Annotated in this window: 18 protein-coding genes; all 18 read left to right on the top strand. The window is 38.7% G+C overall.

Annotated elements, in window-relative coordinates; translation table 11 throughout:
* Positions 1-44: 44 nt before the first annotated feature.
* The 18 genes from H0Z31_08440 (at position 45) to nth (ending at position 16,841) form a co-directional block, all read left to right on the top strand.
* Positions 45-386 carry a nucleotide pyrophosphohydrolase gene (locus tag H0Z31_08440; protein ID MBO8177467.1) on the top strand — a complete coding sequence of 114 codons (342 nt, stop codon included), beginning with the start codon at positions 45-47 and terminating at the stop codon, positions 384-386.
* Positions 386-1,186 (top strand): 4-hydroxy-tetrahydrodipicolinate reductase, encoded by an 801-nt coding sequence (locus H0Z31_08435; protein ID MBO8177466.1) that lies wholly within the window; start codon positions 386-388, stop codon positions 1,184-1,186. The genes H0Z31_08440 and H0Z31_08435 overlap by 1 nt, the downstream gene beginning before the upstream one ends.
* 19 nt (positions 1,187-1,205) lie before the next feature.
* Complete coding sequence (gene mgsA / locus H0Z31_08430) at positions 1,206-1,613, top strand: methylglyoxal synthase (GenBank protein ID MBO8177465.1); 408 nt, start codon at positions 1,206-1,208, stop codon at positions 1,611-1,613.
* Positions 1,614-1,621: 8 nt separating this feature from the next.
* Entirely contained in the window at positions 1,622-2,335 is a 714-nt protein-coding gene (gene bshB1 / locus H0Z31_08425) for a bacillithiol biosynthesis deacetylase BshB1 (protein MBO8177464.1), read from the top strand.
* Positions 2,326-3,459 carry an N-acetyl-alpha-D-glucosaminyl L-malate synthase BshA gene (bshA, locus tag H0Z31_08420; protein MBO8177463.1) on the top strand — a complete coding sequence of 378 codons (1,134 nt, stop codon included), beginning with the start codon at positions 2,326-2,328 and terminating at the stop codon, positions 3,457-3,459. Before bshB1 ends, bshA begins: the two co-directional genes overlap by 10 nt.
* A 4-nt stretch (positions 3,460-3,463) precedes the next feature.
* Entirely contained in the window at positions 3,464-4,669 is a 1,206-nt protein-coding gene (locus H0Z31_08415; protein ID MBO8177462.1) for a CCA tRNA nucleotidyltransferase, read from the top strand.
* Entirely contained in the window at positions 4,639-5,622 is a 984-nt protein-coding gene (locus H0Z31_08410) for a biotin--[acetyl-CoA-carboxylase] ligase (GenBank protein ID MBO8177461.1), read from the top strand. Before H0Z31_08415 ends, H0Z31_08410 begins: the two co-directional genes overlap by 31 nt.
* 226 nt (positions 5,623-5,848) lie before the next feature.
* Positions 5,849-6,688, top strand: coding sequence for a 3-methyl-2-oxobutanoate hydroxymethyltransferase (panB, locus tag H0Z31_08405; GenBank protein ID MBO8177460.1), 840 nt, complete (start codon positions 5,849-5,851; stop codon positions 6,686-6,688).
* Positions 6,685-7,533: a pantoate--beta-alanine ligase gene (locus H0Z31_08400; protein ID MBO8177459.1), complete on the top strand. Its 849-nt coding sequence runs from the start codon at positions 6,685-6,687 to the stop codon at positions 7,531-7,533. The genes panB and H0Z31_08400 overlap by 4 nt, the downstream gene beginning before the upstream one ends.
* A gap of 13 nt (positions 7,534-7,546) precedes the next feature.
* Positions 7,547-7,933, top strand: coding sequence for an aspartate 1-decarboxylase (gene panD, locus H0Z31_08395; GenBank protein MBO8177458.1), 387 nt, complete (start codon positions 7,547-7,549; stop codon positions 7,931-7,933).
* 329 nt (positions 7,934-8,262) lie between these two features.
* A complete protein-coding gene (dinG, locus tag H0Z31_08390; GenBank protein MBO8177457.1) occupies positions 8,263-11,031 on the top strand; it encodes an ATP-dependent DNA helicase DinG in 2,769 nt (922 codons plus the stop codon).
* 49 nt (positions 11,032-11,080) lie between these two features.
* Positions 11,081-11,887: a hypothetical protein gene (locus H0Z31_08385; protein ID MBO8177456.1), complete on the top strand. Its 807-nt coding sequence runs from the start codon at positions 11,081-11,083 to the stop codon at positions 11,885-11,887.
* Between the two features lie 205 nt (positions 11,888-12,092).
* Complete coding sequence (locus H0Z31_08380) at positions 12,093-12,263, top strand: YpmA family protein (GenBank protein ID MBO8177455.1); 171 nt, start codon at positions 12,093-12,095, stop codon at positions 12,261-12,263.
* Between the two features lie 17 nt (positions 12,264-12,280).
* Positions 12,281-12,751 (top strand): DUF5590 domain-containing protein, encoded by a 471-nt coding sequence (locus H0Z31_08375; GenBank protein ID MBO8177454.1) that lies wholly within the window; start codon positions 12,281-12,283, stop codon positions 12,749-12,751.
* A 25-nt stretch (positions 12,752-12,776) separates the two neighbouring features.
* Positions 12,777-13,964, top strand: a complete 1,188-nt coding sequence (locus H0Z31_08370; GenBank protein MBO8177453.1) for a pyridoxal phosphate-dependent aminotransferase — start codon at positions 12,777-12,779, stop codon at positions 13,962-13,964.
* Positions 13,965-14,074: 110 nt separating this feature from the next.
* Positions 14,075-15,367 (top strand): asparagine--tRNA ligase, encoded by a 1,293-nt coding sequence (asnS, locus tag H0Z31_08365; GenBank protein ID MBO8177452.1) that lies wholly within the window; start codon positions 14,075-14,077, stop codon positions 15,365-15,367.
* A 99-nt stretch (positions 15,368-15,466) separates the two neighbouring features.
* Positions 15,467-16,162 (top strand): DnaD domain-containing protein, encoded by a 696-nt coding sequence (locus H0Z31_08360; protein ID MBO8177451.1) that lies wholly within the window; start codon positions 15,467-15,469, stop codon positions 16,160-16,162.
* A gap of 22 nt (positions 16,163-16,184) precedes the next feature.
* Entirely contained in the window at positions 16,185-16,841 is a 657-nt protein-coding gene (gene nth, locus H0Z31_08355) for an endonuclease III (GenBank protein MBO8177450.1), read from the top strand.

Raw genomic sequence — 16,841 nt, 5'->3', positions numbered from 1 at the left:
ATATAAGGAATTAGCTAACATGAAATATGATAAGAAAGGGGACGATGGACTTGGAGAAGCAAAAAACTGTCGCACAGCTTCAACAAGAAGTCGATGCGTATATTGGTCAATTTAAAGAAGGATATTTTTCACCATTAGCTATGTTAGCAAGGCTGACCGAAGAGCTCGGAGAATTAGCGAGAGAAATTAATCATTATTATGGAGAAAAACCTAAGAAAAAAACGGAAAAAGAAAAAACGATTGAAGAAGAAATTGGTGATTTACTTTTCGTATTAATCTGTTTAGCGAATTCGTTAAATATCGATTTACAGTCAGCGCATGACATGGTCATGGAAAAGTTTCAAACGAGAGATAAAGATCGTTGGACAAGAAAGGAGGACAAATGATGAGTCAAATTCGCGTTGCCATCGCGGGACCACGCGGTAAAATGGGCAGAGAAGCAGTGAAAATGGTTCAACAAACGGATCATTTTGAACTAGTGGCTGTATTAGACCGAAAACACGATGGTCAACTATTAAGTGACATACCAGATTTTCCGGGAGTAAATGTTCCGATTTATACAAACATCGACCAATTGTTTCAAAACGAAAGCGTGGATGTCTTTATTGATTTGACGACACCGGAAGTAGGTTACATACATACGAAAACGGCATTAATGTATGGAGTTCGCCCAGTTGTAGGTACGACGGGCTTTACAAATGAGCAGTTAGAAGAACTAAAACAATTAGCGGAAGAAAAAAAACTCGGATGTATTATTGCTCCAAACTTTGCGATCGGTGCGGTATTGATGATGAAGTTTGCTCAAATGGCCGCCAAATATTTACCGGATGTTGAAATTATTGAAATGCATCATGACCAAAAGCTTGATGCTCCATCAGGAACAGCAGTGAAAACAGCACAATTAATTCAAGAAGTACGTTCACCAAAGACTCAAGGTCACCCCGATGAAAAAGAAACGCTTTCCGGAGCAAGAGGGGCAAATATTGAAGGGATGCGGATTCATAGTGTCCGTTTACCAGGATTAATTGCCCATCAGCAAGTCATGTTTGGTGGAGAAGGACAATCGTTAACGATCCGTCATGATTCGTATCACCGAGGGTCTTTTATGACAGGAGTTAAGCATTGCGTGGAAACAATTATGCACTTAGAAACGTTGGTGTACGGGTTAGAGCATATTATGGATTAACATCGGGGGGGGGATGGAAGTGAACATTGCGCTTATTGCTCACGATAAAAAAAAGGATGACATGGTACAATTTGTGATTGCCTATGAACCGATTTTAAAACAACATACGTTATATGCAACAGGGACAACGGGTAAGCGGATATTGGAAGCTACTAATTTGCAAGTCCACCGATTCCAGTCTGGACCATTAGGTGGAGATCAACAAATCGGAGCGTTAATTGCTAAAAATGAAATGGATATCGTTATCTTCTTTCGCGATCCATTAACAGCTCAACCTCACGAACCCGATGTATCAGCATTAATTCGTTTATGTGATGTGTACCAAATCCCGTTAGCAACCAACATGGGAACCGCTGAAATTTTAATTCACGGGTTACAAAGGGGAGACCTACAATGGCGAAATGTACATAAAAGAAACGGAGGCTAATAGACTTCATGAATACACCAATCGATGTTTTATGCTTTGGGGCCCATGCTGACGATGTGGAGATTGGAATGGGCGGAACGATTGCCAAGCTCGCTTCGGTGGGGAAAAGAATCGTTATTTGTGATCTGACCGAAGCAGAGCTATCCTCCAACGGAACCGTTGAACGAAGAAAAAAAGAAGCGCAACATGCCGCCCATATTCTTGGTGTAGAAAAACGAATCACATTGCCATTAAAAGATCGGGGGCTTTATTTGACGGACGAACATATTCGATTGGTCGTCGATGTCATCCGTGAGTACCGGCCAACCGTTGTTTTCGCCCCGTACTGGGAAGATCGGCATCCTGATCATGGCAACTGCTCCAAATTAGTGGATGAAGCGGTATTTTCTGCAGGGATACGTAAATTTATATCCTCTTATGATGCCCATAAAGTAAAAAAGGTCTTCTATTACATGATTAATGGCTTTTATCGACCGCATGTAGCATTTGACATCTCTCCGTTTATCGAAAAGAAAATTCAAAGCTTAAAAGCGTATGAAAGCCAATTTACATTATCTCCTGATGGTGTCGCGACCCCTTTAACAGATGGGTATATTGAGGCTGTTACGGCTAGAGAACGAATTCTCGGAAAAGAAGTGGGAGTTCGTTATGCGGAAGGGTTTATGACAAAGCAGCCAGTGTTATTACATCATGATTTGCTAGGTGATGATCAATGCGATTAAAAATTGGTATAACATGTTATCCTACGGTTGGGGGATCAGGGGTTGTCGCCACAGAATTAGGAAAGCTTTTAGCAGAGAGAGGACACGAAATACATTTTATAACATCAAGCGTCCCGTTTCGTTTAAAAAAAATGTACTCAAATATTTATTTCCATCAAGTAGAAGTGAACAGTTATTCCGTTTTTCAATATCCACCGTACGATATTGCATTAGCGAATAAAATGGCGGAAGTCATTCAACGAGAACAGTTAGATATCTTGCATGTCCATTACGCGATTCCTCATGCAGTCTGTGCCATTTTAGCAAAACAAATGTCAAACAATGATGTAAAAATTGTAACTACCCTACACGGGACAGATATCACCGTTTTAGGATACGATCCATCGCTAAAGGAAGCGATTCGCTTTGGGATAGAGCAATCGGATAGTGTCACTGCCGTATCCAATGCCCTCGTTCAACAAACGTATGATTTGATTCGACCGAATAAAAATATTCAAACCATTTATAACTTTATTGATGAGCGAGTTTACCGAAAGGTAGAGTCTAGTTCATTAAAAAAAGAATACGGCATAAACGAACAGGAGAAAGTATTCATTCATGTTTCAAACTTTCGAGTAGTCAAACGAGTACCAGACGTTGTACAAGTTTTTTACAACATTCAGCAAAAGATTCCGGCGAAGTTATTGCTAGTTGGAGATGGTCCAGAAATGACCGTTGTTTGTCAATTAGTGGAAAAGTTGGGCTTACAAAAACATGTTCTTTTCTTAGGAAAGCAAGATAATTTAGAAGAGCTATATTCGATTAGTGATGTGATGCTTTTACTTTCAGAAAAAGAAAGCTTTGGGTTAGTGGCATTAGAGGCAATGGCCTGTGGTGTACCATGTATCGGAACGAACATCGGAGGCATTCCAGAAGTTATCACAGATGGTGAAAACGGATTTATTTGTGAGGTTGGAAACATTCATCAAATCACCGAACGAAGCCTTCAACTAGTAACAGATGAAGATTTGCACAAAACGTTTTCCGAGCAGGCTGTACGTACGGTTTATGACAAATTCCATTCGGAAAAAATCGTTCAACAATATGAACAACTTTATGTTCGTTTAATGGAAGAAAGGAATTAGAATGATGAGAGAACCTTTTCGATCCGCGATTCCAATTATTGAAAAAATACAACAACACGGTTTTGAGGCGTATTTTGTCGGAGGTGCGGTCAGAGACTATCTTCTCGACCGTCCGATTTCCGATGTAGATATCGCCACGTCAGCATTACCCCATGAACTAAAGGGGATTTTTCCAAAAACTGTTGATGTTGGTATTGAACATGGAACGATTTTAATCTTACATAATGGAAAAGGTTACGAAGTGACGACTTTTCGAACAGAATCGGACTATAAAGATTTTCGACGACCAGAACGAGTGACCTTTGTTCGGTCATTAGAAGAAGATTTAAAGCGACGGGATTTTACGATTAATGCGATGGCGATGGACATAAATGGGAAGATTATTGATTTATTTGATGGGCAAGAAGCGATGAAGCGAAAAATTTTGCAAACGGTTGGTTCTCCTGATGAACGGTTTACTGAAGATGCTTTACGAATGATGCGGGCCGTTCGATTTGTAAGTCAATTAGGTTTTCAGTTAGAAGAATCGACCAAGCGAGCGTTGGAAAAGCATAACCATTTATTAGCCCATATTGCTGTTGAGCGAAAGCTTGTCGAATTTGAAAAATTGTTATCCGGACCATATCGTCACAAGGCGTTTCAGTTATTACTGTTAACCCAGTTATATAACTATTTACCGATGTTAAAGGGAAAGGGAGAAAAGCTTCATCAAGCAATTTCATGGATGAACGATTCGTTAACTGTCAATGAAATGTGGGCTCTTTTGCTTTACGCTCTTCAACCGATAAATGAGCGAACCTTTTTTAAAGAGTGGAGATTACCGTCGAAACAGAGTAAAGAAATTTCGACCATTCACAACTTTTTAAAACAAAGATTGCAACAAGAATGGACCACCCAAACGCTGTATCAAGCAACGAAACCGATTGCGTATTCAGTAGAAAAATTGTACGACGCCATCAATGGTATAACGTCATCCGTATGGTATGTGTGGGAAGAAAAGTTCAATCAAATGCCTATTCACCATCGTTCAGAGCTGACCATATCAGGGAATGACTTAATGGATTGGTTTAAACGTCCTGGTGGCCCGTGGGTAAAAGATGTATTAGAAAAGGTTGAGTTGGCGGTTTTACACGGCGTCGTTGAAAATGATAAAGATCAAATAAGGGAGTGGTTACAGTCGTGCAATCACCAATTCGAAAACAATTGCTAGAGGCTTTTGCCGAGGCTAATGGAGAGTTTTTATCAGGGCAGACCTTAGCCAAAATATTAGGATGTTCAAGGACAGCCGTTTGGAAGCATATCGAAGAATTAAGGAAAGAAGGGTATCAATTAGAAGCCGTTCGTAAAAAGGGATATCGAATTGTTCAAGCCCCAGATAAAGTAACTGAAAATGAAATTCAATTTGGACTTCAAACAAAGCGTCTCGGTCAAACGATTTATTATGAAGAATCGGTTGAATCCACGCAAAAAATTGCTCATCGCCTGAGTTACGAAGGGTACCCCGAAGGAACACTTGTTATTTCCGAAGAACAAGTAGCCGGACGAGGACGAATGACCCGTTCATGGTACTCACCGAAATATACTGGCATTTGGATGAGCTTAATTTTACGACCAAACTTACCACCACAAAAAGCTCCGCAATTTACGTTAATTGCCGCTGTGGCGATTTCCCAAGCAATTGAGGAGATCAGTGGTATTGAAGCGGAAATTAAGTGGCCGAATGATATTCTCATTCGAGGTAAAAAAGTCACTGGCATTTTAACAGAGCTTCAAGCAGATGCGGATAAAATTCACTCTATCATTATAGGAATGGGTATCAATGTCAATCAGTCGTCGACTGACTTTGCCGCTGACATTAAGCCTATCGCCACTTCCATTGCGATTGAAGCAAAGAAAAAAATTCCCCGTGCACAATTAGTCCGGCGAATTTTAGAAAAGCTAGAAATATATTATGATTTATATATGGAAGAAGGATTTCGTCCAATTAAACTCATGTGGGAAAGTCGTGCAGTAAGTATTGGAAAGAATATTATTGCTCGTACGATTAACGGTACAATTGAAGGAAAAGCTTTGGGTATTACTGATGAAGGCATATTACAACTAGAAGATGCTCAAGGGATCATTCATCATATTTATTCTGCAGATATCGAAATTAAAAGTTAATCTTGTACACAAAGAGGGAATCTTTGTTATAATTTTGGTGGGCAGTATCGTCATGAACTGCACCTTACCTTATTGTGAAAAAAATAGATTCTGCCTTGATCCAAAACGGACTAGGACAGAGGGATGAAACAAACATCGAAGAGTAAGGGTCCTTCTGCCGCCTATAGGGAAGGACCTTTTCTTATGGGACAAGTTTCTTTCCCTCTGAATCGTAAGGAGGGACGATATGAAAACGGTAACAGATTTTTTAACAATGAAACAAAATGGAGAAAAAATTGCCATGATTACCGCCTACGATTATCCATCGGCAAAATTAGCCGAAAAAGCGGAAGTCGACATGATTCTCGTTGGTGATTCGCTGGGAATGGTTGTGTTAGGCTATGAATCAACCATTCCGGTCACATTAGAAGACATGATTCATCATACGAAGGCGGTAAAAAGAGGAGCTCCAAATACGTTTATTGTCACAGACATGCCGTTTATGACGTATCACTATTCAACGAAAGATACGCTAAAAGCTGCTACTCGAATCGTTCAAGAAGGTGGAGCACACGCGGTTAAGGTCGAAGGAAGCGGTCAAGTTATTCACATGATTGAGGCGTTAACACACGGAGGAATCCCTGTTGTTGCTCACCTTGGTTTGACACCCCAATCAGTAGGTGTTCTCGGTGGTTATAAGGTGCAAGGAAAAACAGCAGAAGCTGCCCAAAAGTTGATAGAAGATGCTAAGTTGTGTCAACATGCAGGGGCCATTGCCTTAGTGTTAGAATGTGTTCCAAGACAATTAACAAAAGAAGTGTCAGACATTCTGGAAATTCCGACGATTGGTATTGGTGCGGGAGCGGACGCCGATGGACAAGTCCTCGTTTATCACGATCTCATCGGATATGGAGTAGACAGGGTGCCAAAATTTGTCAAAATGTATACCAATGTCAATGAGTCGATTGAAGCGTCCCTCAGGCAATATGTTCATGAAGTGAAGCGAAATCTATTCCCAAAAACCCAACATTCATTTACGATGAAAGAGGAAGAGTTGAACAGCCTGTATGGAGGAACAAAAGGATGAAAGTAATTACATCATCAAAAGAAATACAACAATTCATGTTAGCAGAAAGAAAAGCGGGAAAAACGATTGGATTTGTCCCGACGATGGGATATCTTCACGAAGGTCATTTAACTTTAGCTGAACAGGCGCGGAAAGACTGTGATATTGTCGTGATGAGTATCTTTGTAAACCCGCTTCAATTTGGTCCAAACGAAGATTATGAACGCTATCCGAGAGATATTGAACGAGATCAACAACTTGCCAAAGAAGTGGGCGTTGATTATTTATTTATTCCTTCTGTTCAAGAGATGTATCCCTATGAGGCATCTGTTCAAATGACCGTAACGAAAAGGGTCAACGTTTTGTGTGGACGCTCTCGGGAAGGACACTTTGATGGTGTAGTGACCGTTTTAACCAAGCTTTTTCATTTAATTTTTCCTCATAAAGCGTATTTCGGTTTAAAAGACGCCCAACAAGTAGCAGTTGTAGATGGGCTTGTAAAGGATTTCTTTTTCCCAATTGAAATCGTTCCTATTCCAACCGTACGGGAAGAAGATGGACTTGCGAAAAGTTCACGAAATGTCAATCTAACCGCTCAAGAGCGAAAAGAGGCGCCTGCCTTATATCAAAGTCTATTAAAGGCAAAGAAACTAATTGAACAAGGAGAAACACGACCGGAAATCATTATTAACGTCGTTCGAAATTACCTTTCTTCCCAGACATCAGGTGAGATTGATTACATTGAGTTATATTCCTATCCATCACTTGAACCGATTGACGTTATTGAAGGGACGGTTATAATTGCTATTGCCGTACGGTTCTCTAAAGCAAGATTAATCGATAACATTATTTTGCACCGGAAATAAAGGAGGAACAACGATGTTTCGTACATTAATGAATGGAAAAATTCATCGTGCTCGCGTAACGGAAGCGAACTTAAACTACGTTGGCAGCATTACAATTGACCAAGACATTTTAGATGCGGTTGGTATGGCTCCAAATGAAAAAGTACAAATTGTTAACAACAATAACGGTGCTCGTTTTGAAACATATATTATTCCAGGTGAACGGGGAAGCGGAGTTATTTGTTTAAATGGAGCTGCAGCCCGCCTTGTTCAAGAAGGGGATATCGTTATTATTATTTCTTATGCCTTAGTTCCAGAAGAAAAAGTAAGTAGCCATCGTCCAAAAGTAGCGATAATGGATGAAAATAACCGAATTAAGGAATTAATCACCTATGAACCTGCTCATACAGTCATGAATTAAGCTCGGAAGACATTCCGAGCTTTTTTGATACGCTCCATTTGGACACTTTAATTATTTTAGAGATATGGATTGTGTAGCAAACCAAAAGTACTTTTACAATAGAACAAATTTAAAACGAACAAGAGTAGCCTAAACTAAAGTTTTTTATAACGTGTCGTAAGGAAAAACCAACCAATTCAAAACGTTTTAAGTATGAATCATTGCACAATTTTTCGTTTCGTGTTAACGTTTTGCACATAAGTATACTCAAAACGTTGACATCTCAAGCAATACAATCACCTCCCGATTTTCCATTTGGGAGTTGGTCATAAGAAAAAGGTGAGTCATTCATGAATCAGCGATTTGTAATCATCGATATAGAAACGACCGGAAATACACCCAAAAAAGGGGATCGAATTATTCAATTGGCAGCCGTTGTCGTTGAAAATGAACAAGTAGTTGAAGCGTTTCAATCACTTGTTCGACCAGATAAACAAATCCCCGAATTTATTGAAGAGTTAACAGGAATTAACGATGAGCTGGTGAAAAATGCTCCAACGTTTAAAGATATTGCTCCGACTGTTTGGAATTTGTTACACGATAGTGTGTTTGTCGCTCACAATGCTTTATTTGACTTAACGTTTTTAAATCATGAAATGGAAAAGGTCGGTTATCCATCGTTTAACGGAAACGTGATTGATACGGTTGAACTCGCGAAAATAACGTACCCTACACTACCAAGTTATAAATTAATTGACCTAGCAGCACATTTTGGATTTCAACATGATCGTCCACATCAAGCAGACAGTGATGCCCTCGTCACTGCACAATTATTTATCGAGTTTTATCAAAAGCTGAACCGTCTACCACTAGTTACGATTAAACAATTGAAAAAATTCGCTAAATATTTAAAAAGTGATTTATGGTTATTATTTGAAACCATAGATGAAAATCGAATCCTATCGAATGACAACACGTACAAAGTAATCAGAGGTATTGCTCTAAAAAATATTGAAAAAAATTCGTTGTCGAAAAAAAAAGAGGCAATTAGCACAAGCATTGGGGACCAAAAGCATTTAGTTTTAAAAAAGGCTATTCCTAACTATCGCCATCGCAAAGGACAACTCGAAATGATGAATGTTATTGAACGTGCTTTGCATCACCAGCAGCATGCGGTTATTGAAGCAGGAACGGGTGTTGGAAAAACTATAGCCTACTTACTTCCAGCAGCCAATTTTGCTTTACAGACAGGAGAAAAAATTGTTATTAGTACTCATACGGTTCAACTGCAAACGCAATTAATGGAAAAAGAAGTTCAGTGGCTAAACGAATTTCTCCCACTTCGTGTCCATGTATTAAAAGGAAAAACGTATTACATCGATTTATTTAAGTTTGAACAAACGTTAACTGAATTAGATACAACGTACGACCATATATTAGCAAAAATGCAAATATTAGTTTGGTTAACGGAGACGGAAACCGGAGATGTGGACGAGTTAAGCTTATCGAGTGGGGGGAAATTATTTTGGAATCGAATTAAGCATTATGGGTGGGAAAAAGCGAAGCAACGAAACGAATGGAAGGAGCATGATTTTTATTTAAGAGCATTAAAGAAAGCCGAGAATGCCCATATCATCGTTACCAATCATGCGTTTTTACTACAAAATTCTTTAAAGGGAACTATGCCTCCATTTAAATATGTGATTATTGATGAGGCCCATCATTTACCGAAGGTAGCATCGCACTTTTTTGGTGAACAAATAAGCTATGCTTTCGTTAAATATCATTTAGGTTTGTTGGGTTCATACGAGCAACAACAGCTTCTTAGACGATTTGAAGATGTGGTTGAAAAATACGGGTTTCAGCCAACAAAACATCCATTTGAAGTCGTTCAACTTGTTCAGAACCTTTCGCAAGAAGTTGATGAATTATTTACGATTATTGGGAACTGGATGAGACGCTCAAGGAAAGTAGGAAAAGGGAAATTACGTATTCAACTTCATGACTGGGAATCTGAGACATGGAAAACGGCGAAACTAATTGCCGAACGAATAATTTTTATGATGAATGAATTGGAAGAGGATTTGAATGAACGATTGGCCCTTTTGGAAGGCGTAAAAACAAACTTATCTGACGGTGATTATCTTGTGTTTAATGAAGGTACCGTTTATTTGGAAGAATGTCAACGGCTAAAAGAACAAATGACCTACTTTTTTACAAGAACTGGAAGCAGTTTTATTCAATGGGCAGAAGGAGACGAGCGGGCGCTACCTAATAGTATTCAGCTTAATTGGCAGCCATTATATGTGGAAGAAAAAATGAATGCCCTGTTTTTTGCCGAAAAATTGAGCGTCATTATGACATCAGCCACATTGACGATTAACCAATCCTTTAATTTCTTTTTAAGTCAATTAGGTGTATCGGAACGTGAAATTGCATATAAAAAAATCATTCCATCTCCGTTTTCCTATAAGGAAAATGCCCGTTTAATCGTCCCAAATGATGTGCCTTCAGTTCGAGATGTGTCAATGGAAGAGTATTGTACAACGATTGCGAGCCAGTTAATTGGAATTGCGCAAGCGACGAAAGGACGCATGCTCATATTATTTACTTCTTATGATATGTTAAAGAAAACGTACGAGTTAATGAAAGACTCCCAATTGTTGGACCAATACGTCTTACTTGCGCAAGGTGTATCCGGAGGGTCAGCACAACGTCTAACTAAACTATTCCGTAGCTTCGACAAAGCGATTTTGTTTGGGACAAGTACGTTTTGGGAAGGAATCGATATTCCGGGAGAAGATTTATCATGTTTATGTATTGTTCGACTACCGTTTTCTCCACCTGATGAACCGTTTCATGAAGCGATGTGTGAACGCGTTCAACAAGAAGGAAAAAATTCGTTTTATTATTATTCCCTACCAGAGGCAGTTATTCGTTTTAAACAAGGTTTTGGCCGATTATTGCGACATGAGACTGATCGCGGGTTAGTCATTGTGTTTGACCAACGAATCGTACAGACGAAATATGGGGAGACGTTTTTAGCATCAATTCCACAAGTTCCAGTATACGAACTATCAATTGCAGAAACCATTTCATTTATTCATCAATGGTTATGATAAATTTCTAAAAATCGACGCACCCTAACAAATGGATGGAGGAATGATGATGGGTGCTCGATTTTTTTTACACATAATTTTAATTTGCATATGTTTTGATTCTACTATCGCTTATGCGGAAATGATCGATTTAAATTTAAAAGACGATGAAATGGCAATCACGTTTTTGTCATTAAACAACGGGGAAATAGCCTTAATTCATTTGCCTGACCAACAGTATATTTTATTGACAAATGGTCAATCGACTAATGTGAAGCAACTAAAGGAGCAATTATCATACTTTAAAGTAAATCATATCCAACGAATGCTTCTTACCTCCCACGATGCCATTGATGTTGAACTGTTAACCGAGCTCATTCACAAATATCATGTTCAAGAAGTGATTAGTGGGAAAAAAATCCTTTTTCAAAAAGGAAGCGTTTTTAATACCGTTTGGCAGGAAGGTAAGACCTATTCTCTTTCGGAGCAATTACATGCTAAAATACTGTGGATAGAAATGAATCCGCTTCTATTAAATTTCCAGTTTTCTTTTTATGAACATCAATTGGTTTGGTTTTCTTCATGTTCCAAGGATGGGGAGCGCCACATTTTACAATTGCCATTAAAAAATGTGAATATTATTAAAGTCGCTAACTATGCCGAAGAACAATCCATAACAGAACAAATTGTTCATCATATGGACCCGCAAGTGGCCATTATTTTTTATTCGAAAAATCAGCGTCCACATGAAGACATAATGAAACTATTGAATGAATCGTGGATTGACGTGTATTATACGAAAAATCATGGCTTAGTCACGATTAAATTTTCTCCTACGAATTATGAAGTCATCACATTGCCGCCAGAGCTAAAATGAACTAAACTGAATGTTACATGCAAAAAAGCTGCGATTTAATCGCAGCCTTTCAGCGTGTGAGTGGACTAGAAAGATTATTTATTGACTTTACAACGTTTTTGACTTACATTGCTGATATAATATTCAATAGGTGTCATTACTTTTATTGTTACCACCAAAATGCAATGTATTTGTAACAATTTTTGTTTGAAATGGGGGAGATGAAGTGGATAGCAAAATCGAGATTTTATCATCTGTAAAAGTTGACTATCATGAAGATCTGTACAAAATTGTTGATTTATTAAATCGGACCTTGAAACGTAACGATTTAATGTTTGGTTTAAGCTTAGATCCAGAAAATAAAGATAAAGCTATTTTTACCATTTATCGTACATAAGAATGTGAAGTGATAATATGAAAAAAAAGGTCACCATTATTTTTTTCGGCTTATTACTTCTTGTTGGAGCGGGTTACTTATATGTTCAAGCAAGCGCTCCTTTTAAAAACGCTGAACAAGAAGCTTTTCGTTTAGCTAAACAATTGGCGGACATTACCAATCCAGAGACCTTTTATTGGTATCATGGAACATCTAGTTATTATGTCGTCATTGGGTTAAGGGAAAACGGAAAAAAATATGTTGTTTGGATAAATAAGGAAACGAAACATACGACAGTCCTTCGATGGGACCAAGGAATATCAGAACAAGAAGCGATTCAGAAATTAAAGACAGATAAATCGCCAAAAAAAATTCTACATGCCCATTTAGGGATGGAGAGGACAATTCCCTTATGGGAGATTGCTTATATTAACGAACATGATCAATTAAATTATTATTACATTCGTTTTGATACTGGGGAATGGTGGAGAACTATTGAAAAACTTTAAAAAATTGGGGGTTTGTAAAATGAAAATTACTTTAGCTGACCGTGTGAGTGCTTTAACACCTTCATCTACATTAGCAATTACGGCAAAAGCAAAAGAAATGAAAGCAAAAGGAATTGACGTGATTGGGCTTGGTGCAGGGGAGCCTGATTTTAATACACCAGAACATATTTTAAAAGCAGCGACCGAGTCCATGCATGCAGGACAAACGAAATATACACCGTCTGGAGGATTACCAGCCTTAAAAGAAGCGATTATTCGAAAATTTAAACAAGATCAAGGGTTAGATTATACCTCTTCTGAAATTATCGTCACTAGTGGCGCAAAGCATGCATTATATACTCTTTTCCAAGTATTACTAAACGAAGGGGATGAAGTAATTATTCCAATTCCTTATTGGGTCAGCTATCCTGAACAAGTGAAATTAGCTGGAGGAGTTCCTGTATTCATTGAAGGTAAAGAAGAGCAACATTTCAAGATTACTCCCGAACAATTAAAAGAAGCCATTACCGAACGAACAAAAGCGGTTATAATTAATTCACCTAGCAATCCGACAGGGATGTTATATAGCGAAGAAGAGTTGAGAGCCATTGGTGAAGTTTGTATCGAAAAAGGAGTTCTTATCGTTTCTGATGAAATTTATGAAAAGCTCATTTATGGTGGAGCCAAACACGTTTCGATTGCCCAATTGTCCTCTGAATTAAAAGATCAAACCATCATTATTAACGGTGTTTCTAAATCACATTCCATGACAGGTTGGCGCATTGGTTATGCAGCAGGTAACCAACAAATCATAAAAGCGATGACGGACTTAGCGAGTCATTCAACATCCAACCCAACGACAACCGCACAGTTTGCTAGCATTGCTGCGTATGAAGGCACGCAAGTACCAGTGGAAGAAATGCGCCAAGCGTTTGAAGAGCGGTTAAATATCATTTACGACCAATTAGTGGCAATTCCTGGCTTTTCTTGTGTCAAGCCGCAAGGAGCGTTTTATCTGTTTCCAAATGTGAAAAAAGCGGCAGAATGGACAGGATACGCTAACGTAGATGACTTTGCCAAAGCGTTACTTGAAGAGGCCAAAGTAGCGGTGATTCCTGGTTCTGGTTTTGGGGCACCGGATAACATTCGGTTATCGTATGCGACATCTTTACAATTACTAGAAAAAGCAATTCAACGTATTCATTCATTCGTTGAACAAAAAATGGCTAAGTAATCTTAGCCATTTTTATTTGAAGGATATACGTATTGCTTGATTTTATTCATATCGGTATAATATTAACGATACATACGATAGCTGGTTGAATCTTTTTGGAGGGAATGAATGTGAAAACAACAATTGCAGAAGTGCATAAATATGTCGGACAAGAAGTCACGATTGGAGCTTGGCTGGCAAATAAACGTTCAAGCGGTAAAATTGCCTTTTTACAATTGCGTGATGGCTCTGGCTTTATTCAAGGGGTCGTTGTTAAAAGCGAAGTCGATGAAGAGGTTTTTGCGAAAGCTAAATCCATCACCCAAGAAACTTCTCTTTATGTAATGGGTGTAGTACAAGAAGATAGTCGTTCACCATTTGGTTATGAGCTACACGTTCGTGACATTGACATCATTCATGAATCGGTAGATTTCCCAATTACACCGAAGGAACATGGGACCGAGTTTTTAATGGACCATCGCCATTTATGGCTACGTTCCCGTCGTCAACATGCCATAATGAAAATTCGAAATGAAATTATTCGAGCTACGTACGAATTCTTTAACGAGCGAGGTTTCGTAAAAGTCGACCCACCTATCTTAACAGGAAGTGCTCCTGAAGGAACAACAGAGCTATTCCATACAAAATATTTTGATGAAGATGCTTATCTGTCTCAATCAGGTCAGTTATATATGGAAGCTGCGGCGATGGCGTTAGGAAAAGTGTTCTCGTTTGGTCCAACCTTCCGTGCAGAAAAATCAAAAACCCGTCGTCATTTAATTGAGTTTTGGATGATTGAACCGGAAATGGCGTTTTATGAATTTGAAGACAATTTAAAAGTTCAAGAAGAATATGTATCCCATATTGTTCAATCGGTACTCAAAAATTGTCAATTAGAACTTCAGCGCTTAGGTCGTGATACATCCAAGTTGGAGCAAGTGAAAGCTCCGTTCCCACGTATTACGTACGATGAGGCGATTCAGCTTCTTCATGAAAAAGGATTCGATGATATTAAGTGGGGAGACGATTTCGGTGCACCTCACGAAACGGCAATTGCTGAAAGTTTCGATAAACCGGTCTTTATTACCCATTACCCAACAGAGTTAAAACCGTTCTACATGCAGCCAGATCCAAATCGTCCTGAAGTTGTGTTATGCGCCGATTTAATTGCTCCTGAAGGATACGGAGAAATTATCGGTGGTTCCGAACGTATTCACGATTATAATTTACTCAAACAACGTCTCGAGGAACATAACTTACCACTAGATGCTTATCAATGGTATTTAGAACTACGTCAATACGGTTCTGTACCGCATTCTGGATTCGGTCTTGGATTAGAGCGAACGGTGGCGTGGATTAGTGGTGTTGAACACGTTCGTGAGACGATTCCGTTTCCACGTCTTCTTAACCGTCTGTATCCGTAAGAATAGTAACCACGTACAACATGTGCGTGGTTATTCTTTTTGTTTAAGCAACCACACGAATTACATCTTCATGGTATACTGGATGAGAGGTGTCTAAACATGGAGAAAGAGTTACTGATTTCGATGATGAACGATGGGATGGTACAATTCCCTCATTTGTTGTTGTCGTACTATACAACCCTTGGGTTGAACGAAAAAGAATTAGTGTTAATTATGCACGTTCACGCTTCTATTCAAAAAGGGAATCCATTCCCAACACCTGAACAGTTGGCATCCCAAATGACTATAAGTGAAGAAGAGTGCACGGTTCTTCTTCGTCATCTTGTTCAAAAAGGGTTTCTTTCAATTGAGGATTATTATACATCTGACCAAATTCGATACGAAGCTTATTCCTTGAAGCCACTTTGGTACCAATTGATTGAATGTCATTTGCGCCAAAACACGAAACAAAATAAAATAGAACTTACCCAGAAAGAAACGGATTTATATACCGTTTTCGAGCAAGAGTTTGGTCGTCCGTTGTCACCGATTGAATGTGAGACATTAGCCATTTGGATGGATCAAGATCACCATGACCCAAGTATTATTAAAGCGGCTTTACGGGAAGCCGTGATGTCAGGAAAGCTCAATTTTCGTTATATTGATCGGATATTATTTGAATGGAAGAAAAATGGAATTCATACGATCGAGCAAGCCAGAATTTATGGACAAAAGTTTCGCGAGAGAAAAAAAGGAGTGCCACTAGATGAAAAACGAACGAAAAAACTTCCTTTGTACAATTGGCTAGAACAATAATCAGTAGAAAGGAAATCAATGGATGTTAAACAAACAACAAATTCGTCATTGTTTAGATGTCATGGGAGAAATGTTTCCAGATGCCCATTGCGAACTTAACCATTCTAATCCATTTGAATTATTAATTGCCGTTGTTTTGTCTGCTCAATGTACAGATGCATTAGTAAATAAAGTAACGAAAAAATTGTTCCAAAAATATAAAACACCAGAAGACTACATCAAAGTACCGGTAGAAGAACTACAAAATGACATTCGGTCAATCGGTCTATATCGTAATAAAGCAAAAAATATTCAAAAGCTATGTCAAACATTAATTGACTCCTATAGGGGAGAAGTACCAAAAGATCGTGATACATTAATGACTTTACCTGGAGTGGGACGAAAAACAGCAAATGTTGTTGTTTCTGTCGCCTTTGGTATTCCAGCGATTGCCGTTGATACGCATGTGGAACGTGTAAGTAAACGTCTAGGTATTTGTCGTTGGAAAGATTCTGTTTTAGAAGTGGAAAAAACGTTAATGAAAAAAGTCCCGAAAGAAGAGTGGGCTATTACTCATCACCGAATGATTTTCTTTGGTCGTTATCATTGTAAAGCCCAAAACCCACAATGTCCCGTTTGTCCGTTAAACGATTTATGTCGTGAAGGAAAGAAAAGGCTAAAAAAAGTGAAGGAGGCATAA

The sequence above is a fragment of the Bacillus sp. (in: firmicutes) genome (assembly GCA_017656295.1).
GTDB lineage: Bacteria > Bacillota > Bacilli > Bacillales > JACDOC01 > JACDOC01.
Note: the sequence above shows the minus strand (reverse complement) of the source record. Positions and strands in the feature narration are given on the sequence as shown.